Source organism: Halomonas binhaiensis (genome assembly GCF_008329985.2).
GTDB lineage: Bacteria > Pseudomonadota > Gammaproteobacteria > Pseudomonadales > Halomonadaceae > Halomonas > Halomonas binhaiensis.
This window is the reverse complement of record NZ_CP038437.2, coordinates 1,764,595-1,788,235: the sequence shown is the minus strand read 5'-3', so window position 1 is coordinate 1,788,235 and position 23,641 is coordinate 1,764,595. Positions and strand designations below refer to the sequence as shown.

20 protein-coding genes are annotated in these 23,641 nt (G+C 60.7%); 4 read left to right on the top strand and 16 right to left on the bottom strand.

Going from position 1 to position 23,641, the window contains the following annotated elements:
* Positions 1–8: 8 nt before the first annotated feature.
* The 3 genes from E4T21_RS07795 to E4T21_RS07785 all read left to right on the top strand — a co-directional run bounded on the left by E4T21_RS07795 (position 9) and on the right by E4T21_RS07785 (position 2,846).
* Entirely contained in the window at positions 9–1,016 is a 1,008-nt protein-coding gene (locus E4T21_RS07795; RefSeq protein WP_149284462.1) for an ABC transporter ATP-binding protein, read from the top strand.
* Positions 1,013–1,774 carry an ABC transporter permease gene (locus E4T21_RS07790; protein WP_149284461.1) on the top strand — a complete coding sequence of 254 codons (762 nt, stop codon included), beginning with the start codon at positions 1,013–1,015 and terminating at the stop codon, positions 1,772–1,774. Before E4T21_RS07795 ends, E4T21_RS07790 begins: the two co-directional genes overlap by 4 nt.
* Positions 1,775–1,847: 73 nt before the next feature.
* Positions 1,848–2,846 (top strand): nucleoid-associated protein, encoded by a 999-nt coding sequence (locus E4T21_RS07785; RefSeq protein WP_149284460.1) that lies wholly within the window; start codon positions 1,848–1,850, stop codon positions 2,844–2,846.
* 293 nt (positions 2,847–3,139) lie between these two features.
* Here the strand turns inward: E4T21_RS07785 and E4T21_RS07780 are convergent, their stop codons facing one another.
* The 7 genes from E4T21_RS07780 to cbiE all read right to left on the bottom strand — a co-directional run bounded on the left by E4T21_RS07780 (position 3,140) and on the right by cbiE (position 10,514).
* Positions 3,140–5,533, bottom strand: a complete 2,394-nt coding sequence (locus tag E4T21_RS07780; protein ID WP_149284459.1) for a DNA polymerase II — start codon at positions 5,531–5,533, stop codon at positions 3,140–3,142.
* Positions 5,530–6,315, bottom strand: a complete 786-nt coding sequence (locus E4T21_RS07775; RefSeq protein ID WP_149284458.1) for a metallophosphoesterase — start codon at positions 6,313–6,315, stop codon at positions 5,530–5,532. Before E4T21_RS07775 ends, E4T21_RS07780 begins: the two co-directional genes overlap by 4 nt.
* Before the next feature lie 170 nt (positions 6,316–6,485).
* Positions 6,486–7,130 (bottom strand): LysE family translocator, encoded by a 645-nt coding sequence (locus E4T21_RS07770; protein WP_149284457.1) that lies wholly within the window; start codon positions 7,128–7,130, stop codon positions 6,486–6,488.
* Positions 7,131–7,226: 96 nt separating this feature from the next.
* Complete coding sequence (cobF, locus tag E4T21_RS07765) at positions 7,227–7,982, bottom strand: precorrin-6A synthase (deacetylating) (protein ID WP_149284456.1); 756 nt, start codon at positions 7,980–7,982, stop codon at positions 7,227–7,229.
* Positions 7,979–8,860 carry a precorrin-4 C(11)-methyltransferase gene (gene cobM / locus E4T21_RS07760; RefSeq protein WP_149284455.1) on the bottom strand — a complete coding sequence of 294 codons (882 nt, stop codon included), beginning with the start codon at positions 8,858–8,860 and terminating at the stop codon, positions 7,979–7,981. The genes cobF and cobM overlap by 4 nt, the downstream gene beginning before the upstream one ends.
* On the bottom strand, positions 8,857–9,234 hold the full coding sequence (locus E4T21_RS07755; protein WP_149284454.1) for a cobalamin biosynthesis protein: 378 nt from the start codon (positions 9,232–9,234) through the stop codon (positions 8,857–8,859). The genes cobM and E4T21_RS07755 overlap by 4 nt, the downstream gene beginning before the upstream one ends.
* 26 nt (positions 9,235–9,260) lie before the next feature.
* Positions 9,261–10,514: a precorrin-6y C5,15-methyltransferase (decarboxylating) subunit CbiE gene (gene cbiE / locus E4T21_RS07750; protein WP_149287098.1), complete on the bottom strand. Its 1,254-nt coding sequence runs from the start codon at positions 10,512–10,514 to the stop codon at positions 9,261–9,263.
* Position 10,515: 1 nt separating this feature from the next.
* On the opposite strand from cbiE, the gene E4T21_RS07745 reads away from it, so the two are divergent.
* Positions 10,516–11,277: a cobalt-precorrin-6A reductase gene (locus E4T21_RS07745; RefSeq protein WP_149284453.1), complete on the top strand. Its 762-nt coding sequence runs from the start codon at positions 10,516–10,518 to the stop codon at positions 11,275–11,277.
* Here the strand turns inward: E4T21_RS07745 and cobJ are convergent.
* From cobJ to E4T21_RS07700, 9 genes are all read right to left on the bottom strand, one after another.
* Positions 11,238–12,026 carry a precorrin-3B C(17)-methyltransferase gene (cobJ, locus tag E4T21_RS07740; RefSeq protein ID WP_149284452.1) on the bottom strand — a complete coding sequence of 263 codons (789 nt, stop codon included), beginning with the start codon at positions 12,024–12,026 and terminating at the stop codon, positions 11,238–11,240. The genes E4T21_RS07745 and cobJ overlap by 40 nt on opposite strands.
* Positions 12,023–12,748 (bottom strand): precorrin-2 C(20)-methyltransferase, encoded by a 726-nt coding sequence (gene cobI / locus E4T21_RS07735; protein WP_149284451.1) that lies wholly within the window; start codon positions 12,746–12,748, stop codon positions 12,023–12,025. The genes cobJ and cobI overlap by 4 nt, the downstream gene beginning before the upstream one ends.
* The gene (locus tag E4T21_RS07730; RefSeq protein WP_149287097.1) at positions 12,745–13,374 is read right to left on the bottom strand and encodes a precorrin-8X methylmutase; all 630 of its coding nucleotides are present in this window, start codon (positions 13,372–13,374) and stop codon (positions 12,745–12,747) included. Before E4T21_RS07730 ends, cobI begins: the two co-directional genes overlap by 4 nt.
* 81 nt (positions 13,375–13,455) lie before the next feature.
* Positions 13,456–14,619 (bottom strand): cobalamin biosynthesis protein CobG, encoded by a 1,164-nt coding sequence (locus tag E4T21_RS07725; protein WP_149284450.1) that lies wholly within the window; start codon positions 14,617–14,619, stop codon positions 13,456–13,458.
* A complete protein-coding gene (gene cobN, locus E4T21_RS07720; RefSeq protein ID WP_149284449.1) occupies positions 14,609–18,535 on the bottom strand; it encodes a cobaltochelatase subunit CobN in 3,927 nt (1,308 codons plus the stop codon). Before cobN ends, E4T21_RS07725 begins: the two co-directional genes overlap by 11 nt.
* Positions 18,535–19,659 (bottom strand): cobalamin biosynthesis protein CobW, encoded by a 1,125-nt coding sequence (gene cobW / locus E4T21_RS07715; RefSeq protein ID WP_149284448.1) that lies wholly within the window; start codon positions 19,657–19,659, stop codon positions 18,535–18,537. Before cobW ends, cobN begins: the two co-directional genes overlap by 1 nt.
* A complete protein-coding gene (locus E4T21_RS07710; RefSeq protein ID WP_149284447.1) occupies positions 19,650–21,038 on the bottom strand; it encodes a cobyrinic acid a,c-diamide synthase CobB in 1,389 nt (462 codons plus the stop codon). The genes cobW and E4T21_RS07710 overlap by 10 nt, the downstream gene beginning before the upstream one ends.
* Positions 21,035–22,882, bottom strand: coding sequence for an AAA family ATPase (locus E4T21_RS07705; protein ID WP_149284446.1), 1,848 nt, complete (start codon positions 22,880–22,882; stop codon positions 21,035–21,037). Before E4T21_RS07705 ends, E4T21_RS07710 begins: the two co-directional genes overlap by 4 nt.
* Positions 22,875–23,633, bottom strand: coding sequence for a CbtA family protein (locus E4T21_RS07700; protein WP_149284445.1), 759 nt, complete (start codon positions 23,631–23,633; stop codon positions 22,875–22,877). Before E4T21_RS07700 ends, E4T21_RS07705 begins: the two co-directional genes overlap by 8 nt.
* Between the last annotated feature and the right edge of the window lie 8 nt (positions 23,634–23,641).

Genomic DNA, 23,641 nt, shown 5'->3' with positions numbered 1-23,641 from the left:
AGTCACCCATGCAGGAAGCACGGCCAGCGCCAATGATCGAGGTCAAAGGGCTCACCAAGACCTATGGTGGAGGCTTCACGGCGCTCAAGAGCATCGACCTGGACATTCGCCGTGGTGAAATCTTTGCGCTGCTTGGGCCCAACGGTGCGGGAAAGACCACGCTGATCAGCATCATCTGCGGCCTGGTCAACCCATCCTCTGGCCATGTTCGGGTAGCGGGTCATGACATCATCAGCGACTTTCGTGCCGCGCGCTCGTATATCGGCCTTGTCCCGCAGGAGTTGACCAATGAAGCCTTCTCCACCGTATGGGACAGCGTCAGCTTCAGCCGTGGTCTGTTCGGCAAACCCCGCAATCCTGCTCACATCGAGCAGGTGCTGCGCTCGCTGAGCCTATGGGACAAGCGCAAGAACCGCCTGATCACCTTGTCCGGGGGCATGAAGCGCCGGGTATTGATCGCCAAGGCACTGGCTCACGAGCCTGACGTCCTGTTCCTCGATGAGCCCACTGCCGGTGTTGATGTCGAGCTGCGCCGCGACATGTGGGAGGTAGTGCGCGAGCTGAGAGACAACGGTGTCACCATCATTCTCACGACGCATTACATTGAAGAAGCCGAGGAAATGGCCGACCGCATCGGGGTCATCCGCTCCGGCGAGCTGGTATTGGTGGAAGAGAAGCACGCCCTGATGCGCAGCCTCGGACGCAAGGAGCTTACCCTGCAGCTGCGCCAGCCGCTCGATGAAGTCCCGGAATCCCTGACCCGCTTCGGACTGGCCTTGGCCGATGATGGTCATGCCCTGGTGTATACCTACGACGATACCAGCGTCACGAGCGACAGCGATGGCCATGATGGCGGAGAACATGGCACAGAAGAACATGACATTGAAGGACAAAGCGGTATCGCCAAGCTGCTGGCCGGACTCGACAATGCCGGTGTCGGCGTCAAGGATCTCTATACCCGGCAAAGCTCTCTGGAAGAGATCTTTGTCAGCCTGGTGCAGGAGCGCAAGGAATGAACGTCACCTCGATCAAGACGATCTATGTCGCCGAAATGGCTCGCAGCCTGCGTACGATACTGCAGAGTGTCGTCTCCCCCGTAGTATCGACATCGCTGTATTTCGTTGTCTTTGGTTCCGCGATCGGTGCCCGTATCACCCAAGTGGAAGGCATTCCCTACGGCGCGTTCATTGTCCCTGGTCTGATCATGCTCATGCTGCTGACCCAAAGCGTGAGCAATGCTTCCTTCGGTATTTTCTTTCCTCGCTTCACTGGCTCCATCTACGAGATTCTATCGGCCCCTATCTCACCGCTGGAAATCGTGCTGGGCTTTGTCACCGCCGCCGCGACCAAATCCGTTGTACTGGGGCTGATTGTACTGGCCACTGCCAGCCTGTTCGTGCCGTTCACCATCCAGCACCCCGCCGTGATGCTGCTGTTCCTGGTGCTGACCGCGCTGACCTTCAGTCTGCTCGGCTTCATCATCGGCATCTGGGCCGATGGCTTCGAGAAATTGCAGCTGGTGCCACTGTTGATCATCACTCCCCTGACCTTTCTCGGCGGCACCTTCTACTCTATCGACATGCTGCCACCGACATGGCAGATCGTGACGTTATTCAATCCCGTGGTCTATCTCGTTTCGGGTTTCCGCTGGAGCTTCTACGGCCAGGGCGATGTCAGCATCTGGATCAGCCTGCTGATGATCGTTCTGTTCATGCTGCTGGCCCTGCTGGTGATTCATGCCATCTTCCGCAGTGGTTATCGACTCAAGCCTTGAGTGCTATCATCGGCGGCCGCATCGCATTCGATGACGCCGCCCTTATTGATTGAATTCAGGATGAGAAGCATCCATGCCCATTTCCGCCTGTGTCATCCAGCGCCTCGACAAAGCCGATAGCGACAGCCCTGCCCGCCTGGTCAGCGCCTCCGAGCCACATCCGCAAAGCGATGCACTCGATGGCCTGATCACACGGCTTTCGGACGCTTACCATGGCAAGTCCAAGCGCTGGGGACGTCTTGTCGAACCGAGCGACAGCGAAAGTCCGTTTCCCGCCGAACTGGCCGCCTATGCAGAAGGCTCGCTGGGCCTGGTAGCCCTGGCCAACCAGCTTGGCGAGCGCCTGACCGGGCTGGTGGACGACCATCTGCCCACGGGAGGCCATCTGATCCTGGCCGACCAGCAACAGGGCGAAACCCGCAGCCTGTTGCTGGCACTGGTCCATCATCGTGATGGCTTTGTCATCGGCAATGACCAGCAGGTGGCTATCAGCGGCCAGATCAATCACACCCAGATGTCACTGGCACTGCGCATCAATCTAAGCCAGTGGCAACAGGGAGGTCCTTCCAGCCAATACCTTTCCCTGCTCGCCGACCGTGGCGGCCAGAAACTCGCCGATGACATGCAGGCATTGCTCGGCATCACTGATGGCGTCGATCCCAAGAGCGAGACACGCACACTGCTCAAGGCATTCAGTGACTTCGTCGAAAAGGAAGACATGGAAGAACAGGCTTCCCGGGAAAAGACCGATGCGCTGATCGACTATGCCAGCGATCAGGCCAGCCGTGGCGAATCCATCACCCTGGAAGAGCTGTCAGCCCTGGTCGATGACAAGCAACCCAAGGCCTTCTATGAGCACATTCGCAACGCCGACTACGGCCTGTCCCCGGAAATTCCACCAGACAAGCGTACGCTCAGCCAATTCCGGCGCTTCACCGGACGCGCGGAAGGCGTATCGATCAGCTTTGACTCCCACCTGCTCGGCAATAGCATCGAATACGACGAAGAGCGCGATCGACTGATCATCAAGAAGCTGCCCAACAAGCTCAAGGAACAACTCCAAAGCAAGTGATGCAACAGTTCTAACTTCCTCCCGAAGGAAACGCTGAATAAATCAGCCGAGCGTGATGAAGGCTATGTTCGTTCCCGACGAACCATCGCACTTCCCACATCCATGTGGGTCGCACAAGGCGCATGGAGCGCAACAACCGGAGCCTATGGGGTATAGGTGAGGATTGTGAGCACCGCACACCAATTCGCCGGGAGCGAATTGGAACATCCTTCGGATGGCCCGAAGGGTAGCTGCCATGGATGGCGGCTATAGCCCAGTGATTCGCACGCGTAGGCATTTATGCAGTGTTTCCTCTATTCGAACAAGGCTAATTGGCGGTCGACCAGCGCGCTGAAATCATCGCCGACGAAAGGCAAGATGGCATCTGCCACCGGCTGCAACTGACGAGTCAGGTAGTGATCGGTATCGATGGAAGAATGGCGAGCCTCCAGTGGCTCAGGGCCCGCCAAAGTCATCACATAGCTGATCCAGCCCCCGCTCTGATAGCGTCTCGGACGCCCTAGACGCTGATTTTCTGCATCGGCCAACCGTGCTGCGCGAACATGAGGCGGCACATTGCGCTGATACTCTTCCAGCTTGCGGCGCAAGCGCTTGCGATAGACCAGGTGCGCTTCACTGTCTTGCGTCAGAGGGCCGGTCAGATGATCGCGCACATACTGGCGCACGTAATCCCGGTAGGGTTCACCGACAAAGATGCGCCGATAGAGCTCTCGCTGGAACTCCTGGGCCAACGGCGTCCAGTCGGTACGCACCGTTTCCATGCCCTTGAACACCACCCGCTCACCCTCGGCAGCCTGGACAAGACCCGCATAGCGTTTCTTGCTGCCGGATTCCGCGCCACGAATTCTCGGCATCAGAAAACGGCGGTAATGTGTCTCGAACTGCAACTCCAGCACGCTATCGAGGCCAAATGCCTGCTTCAGATGCTCGCGCCACCACTGGTTGACCCGTGTCGCCAGCGCCTCGCCGATGGCTGCCGCCTCCTGTTCTTCATGGGCATGGCCCAACCATACGAAGGTGGAATCGGTATCCCCATAGATCACGGTATACCCTTCGCTTTCAATCAGCCCCCGAGTCTGCTGCATGATCTCGTGCCCCCGGCAGGTGATAGAGGATGCCAGCCGCGAATCGAAGAAGCGACACCCGTTGGAGCCAAGTACACCGTAGAAACTGTTCATGATGATCTTCAATGCCTGGGACAGGGGCCCGTTACCATCTGCCTTGGCCTGCTCGCGGCCTTGCCAGACACGCTCCACGATAGCCGGCAGCGCATGCCGGGTACGCGAAAAGCGCGCCCCCCTGAAGCCATCCACCGTGGCATCTTCGTTGCTATCGGCCAGGCCTTCCACCAGCCCCACAGGATCAATCAGGAAGCTGCGAATGATCGAGGGATAGAGGCTCTTGAAATCGAGTACCAACACCGAATCGTAGAGCCCCGGACGCGAGTCCATGACGAAGCCGCCAGGACTTTCCCCCTTCAGTCCATCGCCAAGATTGGGCGCCACCAGCCCAAGGCGATGCATCTGAGGCAGGTAGAGATGGGTAAAAGCAGCCACCGAGCCCCCGCTACGATCCACCGGCAGCCCGGTGACCGTTGCCCGCTCGAGAAGGAAGTCCATCAATTCAGCCTTGCTGAAGATACGCGTCACCAGCTCGCAATCATGCAGGTTGTAACGCGCCAGGGCAGGCTTGTCTTGCTCGAACATGCGCTGGATTTCCGCCAGGCGCTGGTAGGGGTTGTCGATATTCTTGCCTTCGCCCAGCAGTTTCTGTGCCACGCTTTCCAGGCTGAACGAAGGAAAATGCCAGGTTGCCGAACGCAGTGCCTCGATGCCATCGATGATCAAGCGCCCCGCAGCCTCGGCAAAGTAATAGCCTTCGCGATTGCCATGAGCACGCCACTCCAGCTCCGCACCGTCACGCCCCAGGCGCAGAGGGATGCCGAGTTGCAAGGCATGTTCGCGCAGAATACGCAGATCGAACTGCACCAGGTTCCAGCCAATGATGGCATCCGGGTCATGCTCCCTGAACCAGGCATTGAGCCGCTCGAGCATCATCCCGGGGCTGGAGCAGTATTCCAGCGCGAAATCGATGTCGTCCCCCGGTGGCAGCTGCTCCACGGTTGCCAGCATGTAGACCTGACGCTGCCCGACACCTTCCAGAGCGATGGAGTACAGCTCGCCCCTGGCGCTGGTCTCGATATCCAGCGATACCGTCGTCAATGTGGGGCGATATCGCGGAGCAGGACGCAAACGTGCGTGATGAAGCCCTCCGTTACCATCCGCTTCCCCGACCACCCAGACTGGCGCGGTGATGAAGCGCTCCATCAAGTAGCGCTCCGGTGGACGAATATCCGCCTCATAGCAGGTCACGCCCCGTTCATTCAGGCGCCTTTCCAGCTGCACCAACTGGCGATAATGCGCGCAGTACAGCCCCAGCACCGGACGCTGATGGAAATCCTTGAGCTTCAATTCACGTAGCTGGACAGCAGAGAACCCATCACCGTCTGCCAACAGCGATTCCACCACAGCACGCTTGTCTGCAGGCACAAAGGCCACTGCAGTCTGGGCTGGCAGACATACCCGAACAGGCCCATTATCGCTGGCCAGCCACAGCTCGACCCTGGTGCCTTGTGGTGTGTCCTGCCAATGCCGCGTCAATACAAAAGCCTGTCGTGGGATACTCACCTGAGGTCTCCCACCTCGACGACCATGTCCGGAATGAACATCGGCGGATCGAATTCGTCGGGATAGCCACCAGGATTCGCCAGCACCCGAGTACCAGCCACTTCGATATCCACCGAGTCGTGCACATGGCCATGCAACCACAAGGTGGCAGAGCCCATCAGATGGCTCAAGTCCGAAGCAAAGGCCGGCGACAGCTCATCGCCTTGGTAGCGCTCGGGAATGCAGGCCGCCAGCGGTGCATGGTGACTGACCACCACGCGAAGCCCGTTGAAAGGTTTCGCCAGATGCTCGCTCAGCCAGCTCAACGCCTGCTGATGCAGACGCACACTTTCTTCTGGCGAGTACACTTCACCATCCGGTTGTTCGACGATGGCAAAATCCGGCATCAAGCGTAATGCTGCGGAAAGCGTCTCTGCGGGAATCTCCTCACGCTGCTGCTGCGGACGCTCATCATAGAGTGCAAAATCGGTCCATAGTGTCGTACCGAGGAAACGCACTCCGCCGATGTCGACACTCTCGTTATCGAGCAGATGGATTCCCAGGCGTGCCGCATGCTCGCGCATTTCGGCTCGCAGAGGCGTCATGCGATGACGATAGAACTCATGGTTGCCTGGCACATAGATGACCGGCTGTCCGGGAAAACGCTGCGCAGCCCAATCCAGGCCAGCCAGACCGACATGAATATCGCCAGCCAGCACCACCACATCCGCATCGACGTCAGGTAGCTCCCGCTCCCCACCGAAATGCTCCAGATGCAGGTCTGACAGTATCCTGAGGCGCATGACCTATCTCCGAGTTGCCTTGAACCAGGGGTTGCGGCCGTGCTCACCACCCACTCACGCTCGAAGGTCTGGAAACACTGCCGGCCAACAACTGGCTATCCATACAGTGAACAATTATAGAATGGCCTCGCTTTCCATGCTATCGGTAACGTTTTCGGGCGGGGTTGCCGTCAGATAGCACGGCTGCTCATGGCCAGCTTAACGCCCAAGGCGATGAACAACGCTCCAAGGCCACGCTCACACCATAAGCCCAGGCGCTGATTGCCTTTCAGTGCGCTCACCAGGCGTGCCCCCGCCATTACCAAAGGGGGTTCGATCACAGCGGCCACCGCAATGATCAGGAAGCCATGCAACGCCAGTTGCAGACTGGCGGGACCAGCCCCCGGCACCACGAACTGAGGCAGGAAGGCCAGAAAGAAGATGGCCACCTTGGGGTTGAGCAACGAGATCAGGATACCCTGGCGATAGATATTGCCCGGGCGCAGCGCCGGTGGGGCCTGATGCGCTTGCCCTTCAGCAGCAGGACGTGCGCGCAGCGCCTGAATACCCAGCCATACCAGATAAGCCGCCCCCACCCATTTGACAATGGTAAAGGCCGTGGCGGATGTCGCCAGAATCGCCGACAGGCCAAGTGCCGCCATCAACACATGCACCCCTGCACCACTCCACACACCGAACATGGCGGCGAAACCACCACGTCGCCCATGCCGCGCCGTCTGGCCAAGGATAAATGCCATGTCCGGCCCAGGAGACAGATTGAGCAAGATCGCCGCAATCAGAAAGGTGGTCCAGTGCGCCAAGGAGTAGTCGAGCATTGCCGTGCCTGCGGATACGTGAAGAACGGGGAAGGGATAGACGAGACATTTGAGATTATAGGCGCGGCACAACAAAATCCAGTTCGGTGGACGAGGTCAGCATTTCCTCAACAAATAGATATCCATGATCCAGCCGTGCTGTTCGCGCAGGGCTGCCCGGCGTTCGGTGATCAATGGACCGACATCGGCCAGTGGGCCATCAATCAGGCTTTGCTTGCCCATCCCCAGATAGGCGCCCCACCAGATATACAAGCCTTCAGGAGGCAGTGCTTCAAACGCTCCCCCACTGTCGAGCATGACAGCGACCGTAGCCGCATCATCAGGCCAGCCACGCTCGCGCAGACGACGTCCGGTGGTGATCTGTATGGGTTCTGCGAGTGCATTGAGGGGTATGCGGTGTTCTGCCGTGAGCACTTGCAGGCTGGTGATGCCCGGCACCACCTTTACCTCGACCTCTCGCCCGGAGGCACTCAGTCGTCCTGCAATACGCAGGCTGCTGTCATAGAGCGACGGATCGCCCCACACCAGCATGCCGACCAGGCCACCTTCGGGCAGATACCGGTCCATCAGTTCCGCCCAGACATCGGCAATCGCAGCATGCCAAGCATCCACCGCGTCCAGGTACTCAGCCTGTGCATCGCGCCCTGGCAGATCGAACTCCACGATCCGAGTACGCTCGAGGTCTGTCACAAGGTTACGGCACAACAGACGTCGCAGGTCCACCAGGTCCGACTTGGCCTCTCCCTTGCGCGGCAGCAGGACAAGATCAGCGGCATTGAGCGCACGCACTGCGGCCAGGGTGACATGATCGGGGTTGCCGGTACCGATGCCAATCAGGGAAAGCTGGATCATGCGCCCCTTTCTCCTTTCTCACACCCGACCTTCTCACGCCCGCCTGTCTCACTCCTGCTGTTCCCATGTTCATCTTTGCCGATCTCAACTTCATCGGTAGCAGGCATCGCAAAAGGGGAATCAGCAGACTGCGGACGGAAGCGGCGGTCATAGCCGATCGCATACAAACAACTTTCCTGGAAGTCTTCGCTTTGCAGCACCGGCCCAACCACAATCAGTGCCGTTCTCTGCATGCTCTCATCCACCTGGGATGCCACACTTGCGAGGTGTCCCCGAACGATGCGTTGATCAGGCCAGCTGGCCCGCCAGACGATGGCGACCGGACAATCCACGCCATAGAACGGCAATAACTCCTCCACCAGTCGGGCAAGGTTGTGGATGGAGAGATGAATGGCCAAGGTAGTGCCGGTTCTCGCAAAGTTGGCCAGTGTCTCACCGTCGGGCATAGGGCTGGCACGCCCCGAGGTTCGGGTCAGAACAACAGACTGCGCGACCCCTGGCAGCGTCAATTCCTGTCCCAGTGCCGCCGCAGCGGCGGCAAACGATGGCACGCCAGGCGTCAGCGTATAGGGGATGTCCAGTTCGCGCAGCCGACGCAGTTGCTCACCCGTGGCAGACCATACGGACAGGTCGCCGGAATGCAGTCGAGCCACATCCAGACCGGCGGCATGTGCACGACGCATCTCTGCAATGATCTCGTCCAGGGACAAGGGAGCCGTATTGATGACACGAGCATCTTGCGGGCAATGCTCGAGTATCTGCTCCGGCACCAATGATCCGGCGTAAAGGCATACCGGACACGCGGCGATGAGGTCTCGCCCGCGCAATGTCAGCAGGTCTGGGGCGCCGGGGCCAGCACCGATGAAATGTACTGTCATGTCATGACTCCTCTTGCCACTGCAGCCGTTGCCATACGGTCTGCCGAAATCAGGCGTGGGCCAAGCAGTTGCCCGCCAGGGCCCGCGGCTGCCAGCGCCACGGCCTCGGCGACACTGCCCGAGCCCCGTGCCTTCAGGCTATGCGTGGAACGGGTGAGCGTGGTCATCGCCGGCAGAACCGCATCTGGAATATTCAGCACCTCGGTGCCACGTTGATGCCCCAATTGCTGGACCAGCGAGCACATGCTGTCGGCCACCGCCAAGCGGTCGACACCACCAAACTGTGTTTCAAGCTGATCCAGCACTTCACTCAACGATGACAGCAACGCCCCCTGGCGAAAGCCAAAACCTGCCACCAGTACCAGGTTATCCATTACCGTTATCGCCTCCCCCCACGACGTCATCGCGTTACCCGCCACTGCACGATGGGATAGCTGCCCTTCCAGCCTCGCCGTGTGCCAAGTGCTGCAGCGGATGCCAGTTCCAGGCGCAGGAGTTCGCCACCTGCTTGCTGCTGCCAATGAGCCAGCAAGGATTCCGACTCCAGGGTCACGGCATTGGCCACCAGGCGAGTGCCAGCCGGCAACTGCTGCCACAACGTTTCCAGCAGTGTCTGCGATAGCCCGCCTCCGACAAATACCGCGTCTGGCAGGGGCTGATTGCTCAATACTTCCGGGGCTCGTCCTTCGACGACTTCGAGCCAGTCGACTCCCAGTACCTCGGCATTGCGCCGCGCCCTGGCCGCACGCTGTTCATCGCACTCGAATGCCAGCGCCTGATTATGCGGATGCGCCAGCAACCACTCGATCGCAATCGATCCGGATCCTGTGCCGATATCCCACAGCCGCTCCCCTGGTGCAGGGGCCAACGCAGCCAGTGTCATGGCGCGCACCGTTTGCTTGGTGATCTGGCCATCATGTTCGAACAGGTCATCCGGCAGGCCGGGTGTCAGCGGTATAGCCAAACCGTCGCCATCCACACTCAGGCCCACGGCAAGCGGATGCGCCATGTCATCCGGCAAGATGGCATCTGCCCGCACGCAACGTAGCCGTTCACTCTCTCCGCCCAGGGCTTCCAATATGTGCAATTGTGAGGCCCCGAAGCCAAGACGCACCAGCAAGGCAGCCAGTTCGGCTACTGCCTCGGCGTCTCTCAACAGCACCAGCAAACGGCGTCCACGATGCAAGTATGGCCGAATGCGCGTCAGCGGCCTGGCATGCAGCCCCAGGCATGAACAGCGTTCCAGCGGCCAGCCCAGGTGAGCTGCCGCCAGGCTGAAAGTGGAAGGCTGTGGCATCGCTTGCCACTCTTCAGCTCGCAGATGACGCGCCAAGATCGAGCCAGCGCCAAACCAGAACGGATCCCCGGATACCAGCATCACGACCTTGCGTCTGCGCTTGGGCAATACGCGCTCAGCCCATGCACGTTCGGCCAATGCACGTTCAGCCAATAAAAGCGGAATGCCGTCGGCAAAGGGTACCGGCCATTCCCGTACCTCGGCATCCAGCGGCGGCAGCAGACGCAGATGGCGACGCGCACCGAAGATGACATCAGCACTTTCCAACACATATCGGCTTGCTGGAGTCAGGCTCTCTGTGCCACCCTCGCCCCAACCGAGAAAGGTCAGCCAGGGAGCGTTGTCAACGTCAGCCATCATGAGAGTCCTGATTCTGGGGGGAACCACTGAAGCCAGTGCCCTGGCCAATGCCTTGGCCGAGCGCGCAATCCCTGCGCTGTTCAGCTATGCCGGTCGCGTGGCAACACCCAAGGTGCAGCCATTGCCGACACGTATTGGCGGATTCGGTGGCGTCGACGGCCTGGCGGCTTTCCTGGCGCAACAGCGCATCACTCACCTGATCGATGCTACCCACCCCTTCGCCGCCCAGATGAGCCAGCATGCCGTCGCGGCGGCCAGGCTCAGTGGCATTCCCTGCATCGCGTTGACTCGGCCACCCTGGCAACCGGTGTCTGGCGATCGCTGGAATCGAGTTGCCAGCATAGAGGCCGCTGTCGACGCTCTGGCAGGCCCTTCCCGACGGATACTGCTGGCCATCGGCCGCATGCACCTCGCCAGCTTTGCCTCCCAGCCCCAGCACCACTATCTGCTCAGGCTGGTCGATGAACCCAGTACGCCACCACCACTGCCCCATCACCGCGTGATCGTTGACCGAGGTCCCTTCACGCTCGACAACGACCTGCAACTGCTGCGGGAGCATCACATTGAATGCCTGGTGTGCAAGAACTCCGGTGGAGAAGGGGCCATGTCCAAGCTCATCGCCGCCCGCCAACTGGGGCTGTCGGTGGTAATGGTCGAGCGTCACTCGCCGCCGCAGCGGCAGGAAGTCCATAGCGTTGACCGCGTTCTGGCCTGGCTCGCTCATGACACTGTCTCTGATGGGACTGAACAAGGTGCATAAAAACGAGGCGTATAGACCAGCGGGTCTCCAGCATGCTGGATACAGCGCGTCAGACTGGAACCGACAATCACCAGCGTGCGCATGTCGGCCATATCTGGCGTAGCCTCACCGAGCGTCGTGACCTGAATACGTTCCTCGGCCGTGGATACCGCCCGGGCAAATACGATCAATCGCTGTGCACCACAGGCTTCCCGCAATACCGTCAGGGCACGTCCGAACCCTTCTGGCCTGGCCTTGGAGCGCGGGTTGTAGAACGCCATGGCGAAATCCGCCTCGGCGGCCAGACGCAGCCGCTTTTCGATCAAGGTCCAGGGTTTCAGGTTGTCGGACAGATTGATGCAGCAGAAGTCATGCCCCAGCGGAGCCCCTACCCGAGCGCTGGCCGCCAGCATGGCGGAAATACCCGGTAATACCTGGATATCCAGTGATCGCCAGTCAGGCGTCTCTGGTGCCGAGTTCTCCAAAGCCTCGAACACTGCCGCCGCCATGGCGAATACCCCCGGATCACCCGAAGAGACGACCACCACCCGGTGGCCATCGGCGGCCATCTGCAAGGCATGTTCGGCACGCCGGATCTCTTCACGATTGTCCGAGCCGTGACGCACCAGCCCTGGTCGTGCCGGCACTCGCCCGACATACGGCACATAGCCCACGACATCGGTTGCCTGCGCCAGTACGGCAGACACTTCTGGTGTGACCATCGTCTCGGCACCCGGGCCCAGCCCGACAATTTTCAGCCAGCCACTCATGGTCTTCTCCCATTGCCATGGATCAGCAGAATGGAGAAATACGGCACACTGCCGCTGACCTCAGTGAATGGCACCACCCGTTCCTGGGGCATGGCGGCATACTCGATCAACCAGGCCTCATCTTCTCGCCCTGCCCGTGCCAATGCCCGCCGGAGTTTGTCCAACTGGCGACCGATCTTCATCACCACCAGGGCATCGGTCTGGGCAATGCGCTCAGCCAAAGCATCTTCCGGCAATGTGCCCATCGCTACGGTCAGCACATCATCGCCCCAGGTCACCGGCCGTGCGGATGCCGTCCACGCCGCGGACATCCCCGTGATGCCAGGTACCACCGACAGCGCCACCCGCCCCTGCAAACGCGTGTACAAGTGCATGAAGGAACCGTAGAAGAAAGGATCGCCTTCACACAGCACCACCACATCACGGCCTGCATCGGTAATCTCAATCAGTTGCGCCACGCTGCGTGCATAGAAAGCGGATAGCAGCTCGTTATAGCGGGGGTCATCGAAGGGAATCTCAGTGGTGACCGGGTATTCCATCGGCAGTTCGACAGCGCCCTCTGCCAGCAGGCCTTCGACAATGCTGCGCGCGTGACCCGTCCGGCCTTTCTTGCGGAAGTAGGCGACATGTGACGCCTGGCGAATCAGGCGATCTGCCCTCACGCTCATCAGATCCTGGCTGCCGGGCCCAAGGCCAACCCCGTATATGGTTCCCTGTGTCATTCGCTGCGGTCCGCCATGGCATTGATCGCGGCTACCGTCACGGCACTGCCACCGAGCCGCCCTTCGACGATGCAGCATGCCAGTGATGCGCGCTCCCACAACGCCTGCTTGGATTCAGCCGCCCCGACGAAACCGACCGGACAACCGATAATGGCAGCAGGACGAGGGCACTGCGGGTCTTCCAGCATGTTGAGCAGATGGAACAGTGCCGTCGGCGCATTGCCTATCGCCACGACCGCGTCCTTCAGATAAGGGCGCCACAGCTCCACGGCAGCCGCAGAGCGCGTGTTGGACATTTCCTGGGCCAGGCTGGGCACGCGCTCATCGTGCAGGGTGCAGACAATCGCATTGTCCCGCGGCAGGCGTTTGCGCGTGATGCCTTCGGAAACCATGCGCGCATCACACAGAACCGGCGCGCCCTGCTCCAGCGCCTGCCGCGCCCTGTTCACCACATCGCCGCGAAAGTGAATGTGTGCAGCAAGCTCCACCAGCCCGCTGGCATGGATCATGCGTACCGCCACCGGCTCTTCTTCTACTGAGAAGCGTTCCAGTTCGGACTCACGTCGAATGGTGGCGAAGGACTCTTGGTAGATCGCCGGTCCATCTGTTTCATAGACGTGGGGCATCATCCATCCTCTTCATGTAGGTTCTTCAAATTCAAGCAGCTACTTAAAGCTCAAGTAGATACTTAAAATTCAGTTAAGTGATCAAAATTCAAGTCGATTCTTCAGATAAGCAATAACGTCGGATTCGCTGAGGCCCGTCATGTCTGGTGTGCCGTCTGCACGGCCATTCAGCACCACGTCGTAACGACCGCCGCGCCCCACCAGGCTTACCTCGGCCGCCTGGCGACGGGCACACCCCTTGGAACACCCGGACACATGCAGCGTGCCCTGGGCCAGGCGGCTGATACCTTCGGCCAGGCCCAGAGTCGCAACGCTGGCCTGTTCGCAATACGGAGACCCAGGACACGCATCCATCGACAAGCGGGGATCCCTGTTATCGTGCAGCAGGCCAGCAACAGGCATGGCGGGAGCGCCGATGATCAGCAAACGACGCCAGGGCGTCACCCGTACAGAGGTAACGGACTCAGGTTCAAGCGCAGTGCGTAACACGCTGGCCGCGACCCGCCCGAATGGCAGGCCCAGCAACATGCCTTGCGCTTGCTTCTCCTGAACCAGGCTGCCCAGAGCCAAGCCGTCGCGAGCCCTGGCTGGTGCCTGTGTTGCCAGCGCCCAGGAGGGTAATGGCGCGTCATGACGGCACATGCGTCCAGCATCCCGCCCGCCACTCTCGACGAACCAGTGCGCCAGGCGAATCAGCTGCTCAACTGCGGCGTCGACCGAGGGCACAGGGGTACCCAAGTCATACCCGTCGGCCCGCACCAGCAACGTTCCCGCTGCGCTCTGTTCCAGTCGAAAATCCGCCGAGACTTCGCTCAGCAGCGGGCATCCGCTGGCATCAATGGCAAAGCCTATCTTGCCCGGCAATTCCGGCAGTTCATCACGACGCGCGGACAATAGGCGAGCCACTTCATGTGTCGCATCACCGGCCTGCCAATCAGGTGCCAACAGCAAGGGCGGCAGGCGTTCGCAACGAGGATCCGGGTCAACCAGTGCATGCTCGACAAGGAACGCCATCAAACTACGCCAGACAGCTTCGGATACACCCCGCAGCTGCAGGTTGGCCCGATTGGTGAGCTCTATCAGCCCACTGCCGAAGCGCTCTGCTGCCTCACACAGCGCCAGCATCTGGATACGCGTCAATTGGCCGAGAGGGGGACGTATGCGCACCAGCAGACCATCGCCAGTCGGCATCGGTCGCCATGCTCCGGGACACCAGCCCTTGATGCGCGGCTGCTCAACGGCCATGCGTACCCGCCTCCCTGCTCTCATCCATCTCGAGCAACAGGTCCTGCAAGGCCAGATCACGTTGCTCGGGGTCTTGCCACAATCCACGCTGGGCAGCTTCCAGCAGGCGCTCGGCCATTTCTTCCAATGCCGCAGCATTATGTGCACGCAGGAACTGCTGGTTGCCGGGATCCAGTACCAATGCATCGGTGACTTGGGCGTACTGATAGTCCTCGACCAGATTGGTGGTGGCATCGTAGGCAAACAGGTAATCCACCGTGGCCGCCATCTCCGCAGCCCCCTTGTAGCCATGCTCGCGCATGGCATGGATCCATTTGGGATTGAGCACACGGGAACGCATCACCCGGGCAAGCTCCTGCTTGAGCGTGCGGATCTTCGGATGAGCCGGATTGGCATGATCGGCGTGATAGATGAGCGGCTGACTCACGCCAAGAAAACGACTGGCATTGGCCATGCCACCCTGAAAGGCGTAATAGTTGTTCGAGTCGAGGATATCGTGTTCGCGGTTGTCCTGATTGTGAAGCACCGCCTCCAACCCCTTGAGCTGCTGTTCCAGCGCGTCCCGGGCGACGACACCCTCCTCGCCGGACTGACCATAGGCATAGGCCCCGGCCTTGAGGTAGGCCTGCGCCAGGTCGTCGGCGTCATCCCAAGCACGATTGTCGATCAGACGGTTTAGTCCTGTCCCGTATTCTCCAGGCTTGCTGCCGAACACCCGGTAACTGGCTTCACGCTCGGCGATATCGCGCGCCACACCCTGGCGCTCAAGTTGCTGGCGTCGTTCCAGGACGGCCTCACGAATGGTATTGGCGTTGCCAGGCTCTTCGTATCTGGCTACCGCCTGTACCGCAGCATCAAACAGGCGAATGACATTGGGAAAGGCATCACGGAAGAACCCGGATACTCGTAAAGTGACATCCACCCGAGGACGCTGCAGCAGCATGGCCGGGATCACCTCGACATCGATGACCCGCCGGGAACCCATCGACCACACCGGACGCACCCCCATCAGGGCCAATGCCTGGGCAATGTCATCGCCTCCCGTACGCATGGTGGCCGTTCCCCAGATCGACAGCCCCAGCCGACGCGGGTAGTCGCCGTTATCCTGCAGATAACGCTCCACGAATGCCTGGGCCGATTTCTCGCCCAGCGACCAGGCCGCCGGCGACGGGATAGAACGATTATCCACGCTGAAGAAATTGCGTCCGGTGGGCAGAACATCCAGACGCCCACGGCTGGGAGCACCACTAGGGCCAGGTGGTACAAAGTACCCTTCAAGCCCATCCAACAAAGACTGAATCTCCATCCTGACACCCTGCTGCATGGCCACCCACCATGTCTCCCGGGCATGGCGGCATTGCTCGGCAGTAGAGGGATAATCAACCGCCAGCGTATCCAGGCATCCCTGCTCCACCACATAGGCCGCCACCAGCTGATGAGCCAGCAATTCCAGGCGCTCTCGGGTATCCGCAGCACTGCGCCAGACAGAAGGACTCAGCTCAGCCAGAACCTGAGGCTTCGGGCCCCTCCAGGTCTCGTTGCCCGCCATCAGCGGATCGAACGGTCGATCTCCGTCCTGAAGCAAGCCCAGATCGTCAGCCAGATTGTGTAACAGGCCCCGCCGGAGCGGCCCTTCTCCACGCGGCAGACGCAGGATCGCGACCAGCGTACCGGGCAGCTTTTCGCGTGGCGGCAGCGTACCCAATATGTGCAGGCCATGACGAATCTGAGCTTCCTTGATATCGCACAGATAAGTGTCCAGCTCATTAAGCAGTTGCATGTCGTCCGTGCTATCCACCTTGTGCGCCAGTTCCTGGTCGATACCGGTGTCGCGCAGGTGTTGCAGAATGCGCTCACGCAGCAGGTCTTCGCGCCGCGGATCCATGCCCAGTGCCTGGTAATATTCGTCGCTCAGTGATTCCAGTTCCGCCATGGCCCCATACAGCTCGGCGCGGGCTAGCGGTGGCATCAGATGATCAATGATGACGGCCTGACTGCGGCGCTTGGCCTGAGCGCCCTCGCCCGGGTCGTTGACGATGAAGGGATAGAAATGCGGCACCGGCCCCAGCGCGATATCCGGCCAGCAGGTGGCGCTCAAGGCGGTACTCTTGCCCGGCAGCCATTCCAGGTTGCCATGCTTGCCGACATGCACGACGGCATCCACGCGATAGTGCTCGCGCAACCAGGCATAGAACGCCAGATAACTGTGCGGCGGCACAAGCTGCGTATCGTGATAGCTCTGTGTCAGGTCGTCGATGAAGTCCCGCTCCGGCTGAATGCCAACAAAGGTTTCGCCCAGGCGAACCCCGGAAATCATCAGCCGCCCATGGCGGCATTTGGGGTCATCTTCAGGCGCTCCCCAGCGCTGCCATACAGCTTCCTGAGCGGAGTCCGGCAAGGTCTGAAACCAGGCCAGATAGTCATTGAGCGCAATACTCTGCCAGCAGCCGCGCTGGTCCAGCATACGATGGTCATTGGTGATGGCGCCCTGCAACAGCTGGATCAACGCATCCCCATCCTGGGGAATGTCGCTTACCGGATAGCCTGCCGCGTGCAGTGCCCGCAGAATCTGCAGCGTCGATGCCGGAGTGTCCAGGCCCACGCCATTGCCGATACGACCATCACGGTTGGGGTAATTGGCCAGTACCAGCGCCAGGCGCTTGGCCTGGTTCGGCGTCCGCCGCAGTTCACAGAAGCGGCGGGCCAGCTGGGCGACGAAGGCCGCTCGCTCGGGGTGCAGAACATGCCGGATCACCGCCGTCTGGCAGCGCTCGTTATAGTGGGCCTCGGCCTTGAAGCCCACCACCCGGGTGATGATGCGCCCATCCATCTCCGGCAGTACCACCTGCATGGCGACGTCGCGACTGCGCAACCCCGCGGCCATGGATTGCCAATCCTCTTCACTGCTGCTCGACAGGATGGCCTGCAGCACCACTGGCCGCCCTACGAAAAGATCATCTGGTGCCGTATCCCCCGACACCTCGTCAGCCGAGTTGCGGTTGACCGCAAACCCTGTGGTGTTGACAACGAGAGGAGCGCCCGTCTGCTCAAGCAGATGATTGATGAAGGCAACGCAGGATGCTTCCTTCAGCGAGGCCACCGCGACGGCCAACGGCTCGATGCCCTGATGCTGCAGTGCTTCGATCAAGCCATCCAGCACAGCGGTATTGGCGCCCTGCAAGTGGCTACGATAGAACACCAGCAGACAGACCGGGCGTCCAGGTGTTCTCTGTGCCTGCCACTCCGCCAGGCTCGCTTCGTGTCGACCGACCCGGTGCCCTGACCCTGTCGCCTGCGCTGCATGAGGCTCTTGTTGCTGCGCTGCATAAAGCTTGTTCTTCTGCGGTGCATAAAGCTTGTTCTTCTGCGGTGCATAAAGCACTGCGGCGGGAATTGTCCTTGGTTCATGCCATTCGAGAGCCAGTCCCAGGCACTGCGCACCTACACGGCGGAGCAGTTGCTCGGCATTGTCCACACCACCTTCACGCAGATAGCGCCAGACGCCATGCGCCAGTTCGAAAGGCACACTGGAATCATCCAGCAAGGCATCGTCGGGGGCATCACAGCCAGGCACCATGATCAACTGACGCCCCTGGTCACGCGCCGCCCAGGCCAGCAAGCGCTCATGGCCGTAGCGCCAGTAGCCACTGCCTCCCAGCAGCGAGACGATCACCACACGGGCCTTGTCCAGCACACGATCCTCATACAGATCGTAGGCTGCCGGCTTGACCAGGTTCATCCAATTGGCCAGCCGCACCGCCGGATAGTGATCACCGAGATGATCGACTGCCTGCGCCAGGGCCGACAGGCTGCTGTCGGCGGCTGACAGGATGACGATGTCTGCCGGACTCTGCTGCAGGTCGACGATGCCCTCGTCATCGACGAAGCCACCCGGCTTGGCGGCAAACAGATGCATCAGTCGGCCGCCGCAGTCTCGGCACTGGACAGGACTGCCTGCAACTCATCGCGGTTCAGTTCCTTGCCGATGATGACAAGCTGAGTCAGTCGCGGTTCATCCTGCCCCCACAGACGATCAAAGTATCCCTCCAGACGTTCACCCACGGCCTGGATCACCTGACGCATGGGCTTTCCCGGGAGGGCAGCAAAGCCCTTGGCACGATAGATCTCATGACGTTTCAGCAACTGCTGAAGCTTGTCCGCCAGGGCTGCGCCATCGACTTCTCCCAACCTGATCACGCAGGAATCGAAGTGGTCATGGGCATGGTCGTGGTGTGCACCCACTGCATGATGACGGTCATGATGGTTATCGATATGATCGATGCCCTCCTCGCTTGCCGCACCGATGCCCATCAGCGCTTCCAGCTGCGCCGTATCCGTGGTCAGGGACTGATCCACGAACAGGGTCTTGACCGCTGCGGGGACTCGAGCACGCACCAGGGCCTCGACTCGCTCTTTTTCTTCGGCGCCAAGCAGATCGGTCTTGCTGACCAGCACCAGGTCCGCGGCACTCAACTGATCATCCAGGAGTTCGCGCAAGCTTGGGTCGTGGTCAAGGTTTTCATCAGCCTGCCGCTGAGCCTCGACCTTGTCGACATCGCTCGCATAACGGCCAGCGGCAACCGCAGGCCCATCCACCACGGTAATGATCGCATCGACCGTGCAATGCTGGCGGATCTCCGGCCAGTTGAATGCCTGCACCAAGGGCTTGGGCAGTGCCAGGCCGCTGGTTTCGATGAGGATGTGGTCAATGTCATCGCGGCGGGCCACGAGCTTCTGCATCACGGGCAGAAACTCTTCCTCCACCGTACAGCAGATGCAGCCATTGGCCAGCTCGTAGATACCGCTGTCGGCACTCTGTTCATCACTACCACTGTTGGCACCTTGCTGAGCCTGCTCTTCTTCACATCCCAGAGCACAACTGCGCAACAGGCTGGAGTCGATATCCTGCTCGCCGAATTCATTGACGATGACGGCAATGCGCTTGCCGCTGACCTGGCGCAGAATGCTGGCCAGCAGTGTGGTCTTGCCACTCCCCAGGAAGCCGGTCACTACCGTGGCAGGGATCTTGTTCAGTCGCATCCGTTGGTTTCCTCAGTCTCGATGTCGTAACGCCTTTCCGTGGCATCGCCCATCAGCAGGCGAGCAACAGCGGCTGGGTTGTCAGGGAAGAACAGGTGCAGATAGGACGCCGTCAAACCACGCAGGCGATAGATGGCTTCCCCGGGAGCGGGGTGGCGCTGGCGACGCCCGTGAGCGATTGGCTCAGGCGTGCCTTCGGCAACCGAACGGTGGTGCGCATGCCCCTTGATGTCACCTTCGGGCAGAACCGCCGTCTGCATGCCCTGGCAACCTCGTCGTCCACGCATGGCGCCATGTCCAGGCAACAAGCCCAGCATGGCGTGGGCCTGACCGTCATAGTCGGTGAGGGTTTCCAGGCAATAGAGCAAGCCGCCGCATTCGGCGATGATGGGCTTGTCCGCGGCGAAAAAGCGACGGATGTCATCCTGCATGGTGGCATTAGCCGCCAACCGGGCAGCATGCAGTTCGGGATAGCCGCCAGGCAGCCATAACGCATCACACGCAGGCAGGCGTGCATCGTTCAGCGGCGAGAAGAAGTGAAGCGTCGCCCCCATGCGTTGCAGCAGGTCTACATTGGCCTGGTAGATGAAGCTGAAAGCCGTATCCCGGGCAACCCCAATACGCCAGCCATGCAGCGATGGCAACGCCACAGTGTGCAACTCAGGCACGGCGTCAAAGCTGATCGGGGGCAATCGTTCCAACCTATCGGCCAGGCCCTCGGCCAGCAGCACCTTGGCGCCCACCTCGAAACGTGCTTCCAGGTCATCGCGAATTTCCTCGGCCTGGACCAGCCCCAGGTGCCGCTCTGGCAAGGCCAGGTCCGCATTGCGTTCCACTGCCGCCAGCAGCGGAACGGATGCCGGTAATGCGGCTTCGATCAACTCTCTGTGACGCTGCGAACCACAGGCATTGGCAATCATCCCGGCGATGCGCAGGTCATCACGGAACCCAGCCATTCCCGCCACCAGAGCAGCAGCGGTCTGCGCCATGCCCTTGACGTCCATGACAATGACCATCGGCAGATCGAACAACACGGCAAGATCGGCACTGGACGGTTCGCCATCGAACAGTCCCATGGCACCTTCCACCACAATAAGATCCGCCTCGCGTGCCGCCTCATGCAGCCGCTGCCGACAATAGGCCTCGCCCGCCATCCACAGATCGAGCTGCTCGACCGGCTGGCCGGAGGCCTGGGCAAGCACCAGTGGGTCGAGGTAGTCGGGCCCGGTCTTGAATACCCTGACCCGTTTGCCCTGGTTGCGCAGCATGCGTGCCAGCGCTGCCGTTACCGTCGTCTTGCCCTGTCCTGATGCCGGCGCGGAAATGAAAATGGCAGGACAGGCTGCGTGCCCGCTCGAGGCGAGTGTCGTATCGCTCATCGTGACTCCATATCCGCGGGTAACTGCATAGTCGGCAATAATCGGTACTGGGCTCCCAGTTGCTGGGCAATGAGCGTTCCTCGCCCTAGCTTGACCGAGGACTGCTCAGTATCCACGACCACACAGTCACCCAGTGACGGCAGACCACGCAGGGACTGCCGGGTACGGCCATCAGTGACCAGGTAAGTACGCACATGCAGGCCTGCATCCTGTCGCTGCCATTGGCGAATCAGCCGCGCAGCCTGTAGCACGGCCTCACGCAATGGTGTGCCACCTCCGCCCCCGGTGTCATCGAGTCGCTGGAGCATGTCCTTGGGAGCGCGCCGACGTGGCAGGATCGGGGTGACACGATCATTGCCGAAGCCGTGTACCACCATCTGCTCCCGGGCCAGGTAAGCCTGGTGGGCCAATTGATCGACCAGCCCCTTGGCTCGTCCCAGCAGGCGGCGTCCCAAGGTGGAGCCCGAGGTATCCAGCAGGATGAAATGCAGCACCTGCTGTCCAATGCGAGGCTTGCGATAGCGCAATTGTTGCCAGGGCCATTGGCCACGATTGGCGACCAGGGTCGCGAACCAGTTCAGGGACTGCGCCTCGCGCTGCATTCTGTTGTGGGCGGAATAGCGTCCTGATGGCTGAGCCTGGTGGTGGATTTCCTGCTGGGCCTTGCGACCCCGGGACGGTGTCGTCAGTAACCGCCTCCTCGGCTTGCCGGTCACGCTATTCGTCCAGGCGACGGGAGGTACCTTGATACTCTCGTGCGCCACGGGAGGCATGGCCCCCCATTGGCCTTGAGCCTGCTCGCCCTGGGTCTGCTCACCCTGGGTCTGCTCCCCCTGGGTCTGCTCGCTCCCCGTCGATGCCTCACCAATGCTGCCTGCATCATCCCGACCGGCCATCGAGGTCGAGAGAGCTGTTGCTGAATCCGTCGCTCCTGAGTCCCTGGAAGACGATCCGGGGCCAGCGGGTGGCGTACCTGAATCAGGCGTCGTCACTCGGCGATGTGCCAGCACCCAAGGCTCGACCGTGTCCAGGTCCTCACGACCTACCGCCTCTGCACCTCGCCAGGCGGCATGGGCCTGTGCCGCCTGGTGCCAGGTGACATCCGCCCTCATGCCTTCGACACCCGCAGCCTCGCAGCGCACAGCAACATGCTCATAGACCCAGGCCTCAGCGGTGATGTCGGCCAGCGCAGCCTGGGCGGTACGAATACGCTGGGTCAGCTCGGCCTGAGCAAGCTCATGCTCCACCACAAAGGCCTGTGGATCACGTTCATAGGCCTCGCGCTGTTGGACGATGGCAATCCGTTCTCGCACGCTCACTGCCATGTCCTGCTCAAGGCATAGGCCGAAGCGATCAAGCAGTTGAGGGCGCAGTTCACCCTCGTCCGGATTCATGGTGCCGATCAGACTGAAGCGAGCGGGATGCGTATGACTGATACCATCCCGCTCGACGATATTGATGCCACTTGCGGCCACATCGAGCAGCAGATCCACCAGGCTGTCGGGCAACAGGTTGACTTCATCGACATACAACACACCGCCATCAGCCTTGGCCAGCAGCCCTGCATGGAAGGTCGCCTCACGCTCGGACAGCACCCGCTGCAGGTCCAGGCTACCGGTCAGACGATCCTCGCTGGCGCCCAGCGGCAAGGTGACAAACGGAGGCCTGCTACCCTGCTCGTCATCCGGCAGAATCGCGGCCAACGCACGTGCCAGGGTGGACTTGGCACTTCCCCGTGGACCACTGACCAGTAGCCCGCCGACACGAGGATTGATGACATTGAGCAGCAATGCCGTCTTCAACGCCTCCTGACCGACAACGGCGGTAAAGGGAAACTCAACCATGAACGCCCTCATCGACACTTGCCGTGCTGCCGAGGCGCCGCAGGGTAATGACACACAGCAGCCCTGCCAGCAACCAGAACACGAGGTTGGTAAATCCAGACACCCAGATAAATTCATGCTGCAGCGAATTCAGCGCCACGACGGCCTGGGGATCGGGATGAGAGAACAGTGGCCCATCATGTGCAGGCACCCAGACATAGGGCAGCAGCAGAATGGGCAACCCCAGCCAGCGCTTCCTGCCCCGCGCCAGAAACAGCCACCCCAGGCCTGCAGCAGCAAGCGCGACCGTGGTGATCCACCATAACTGGCGTGACTCGAGGGCAGCCGCTGCAGCACCGGGAATTTCAGGAGGCAACCCCAGTGCCGGAGCCACAAAGACCGCCAAATAGCACAGCCCCCCTACCAGCAGGCCTCGACCCGGCGTCAATGCCAGCCGAGAGCGCTCGCATAGCTGGTTCATGAGTATCAGGAGAATGGCGGAGAAACCGATCCCGGCGAAGACATTGGAAACGGCGGTATAGAAATAACGCTCGGCACCATCAGCAGGCGCCCAGGCTTCTTCATCATGATGGTGCTCGGCCATGCCGGTCACTTCATGCGAATAGTCTGCCTCAGCGTGATGGTCGCTGCCGATTTCATACTGCTCGGCAGCCAGCAGGATCGGAGTGACGCCGACCGCCTGCATGGCCGTCATGATCAATCCAAGCACCATGCCTATCAGGCAGGCACTCAATACAAGTGAACGCAACATCAGCTTTC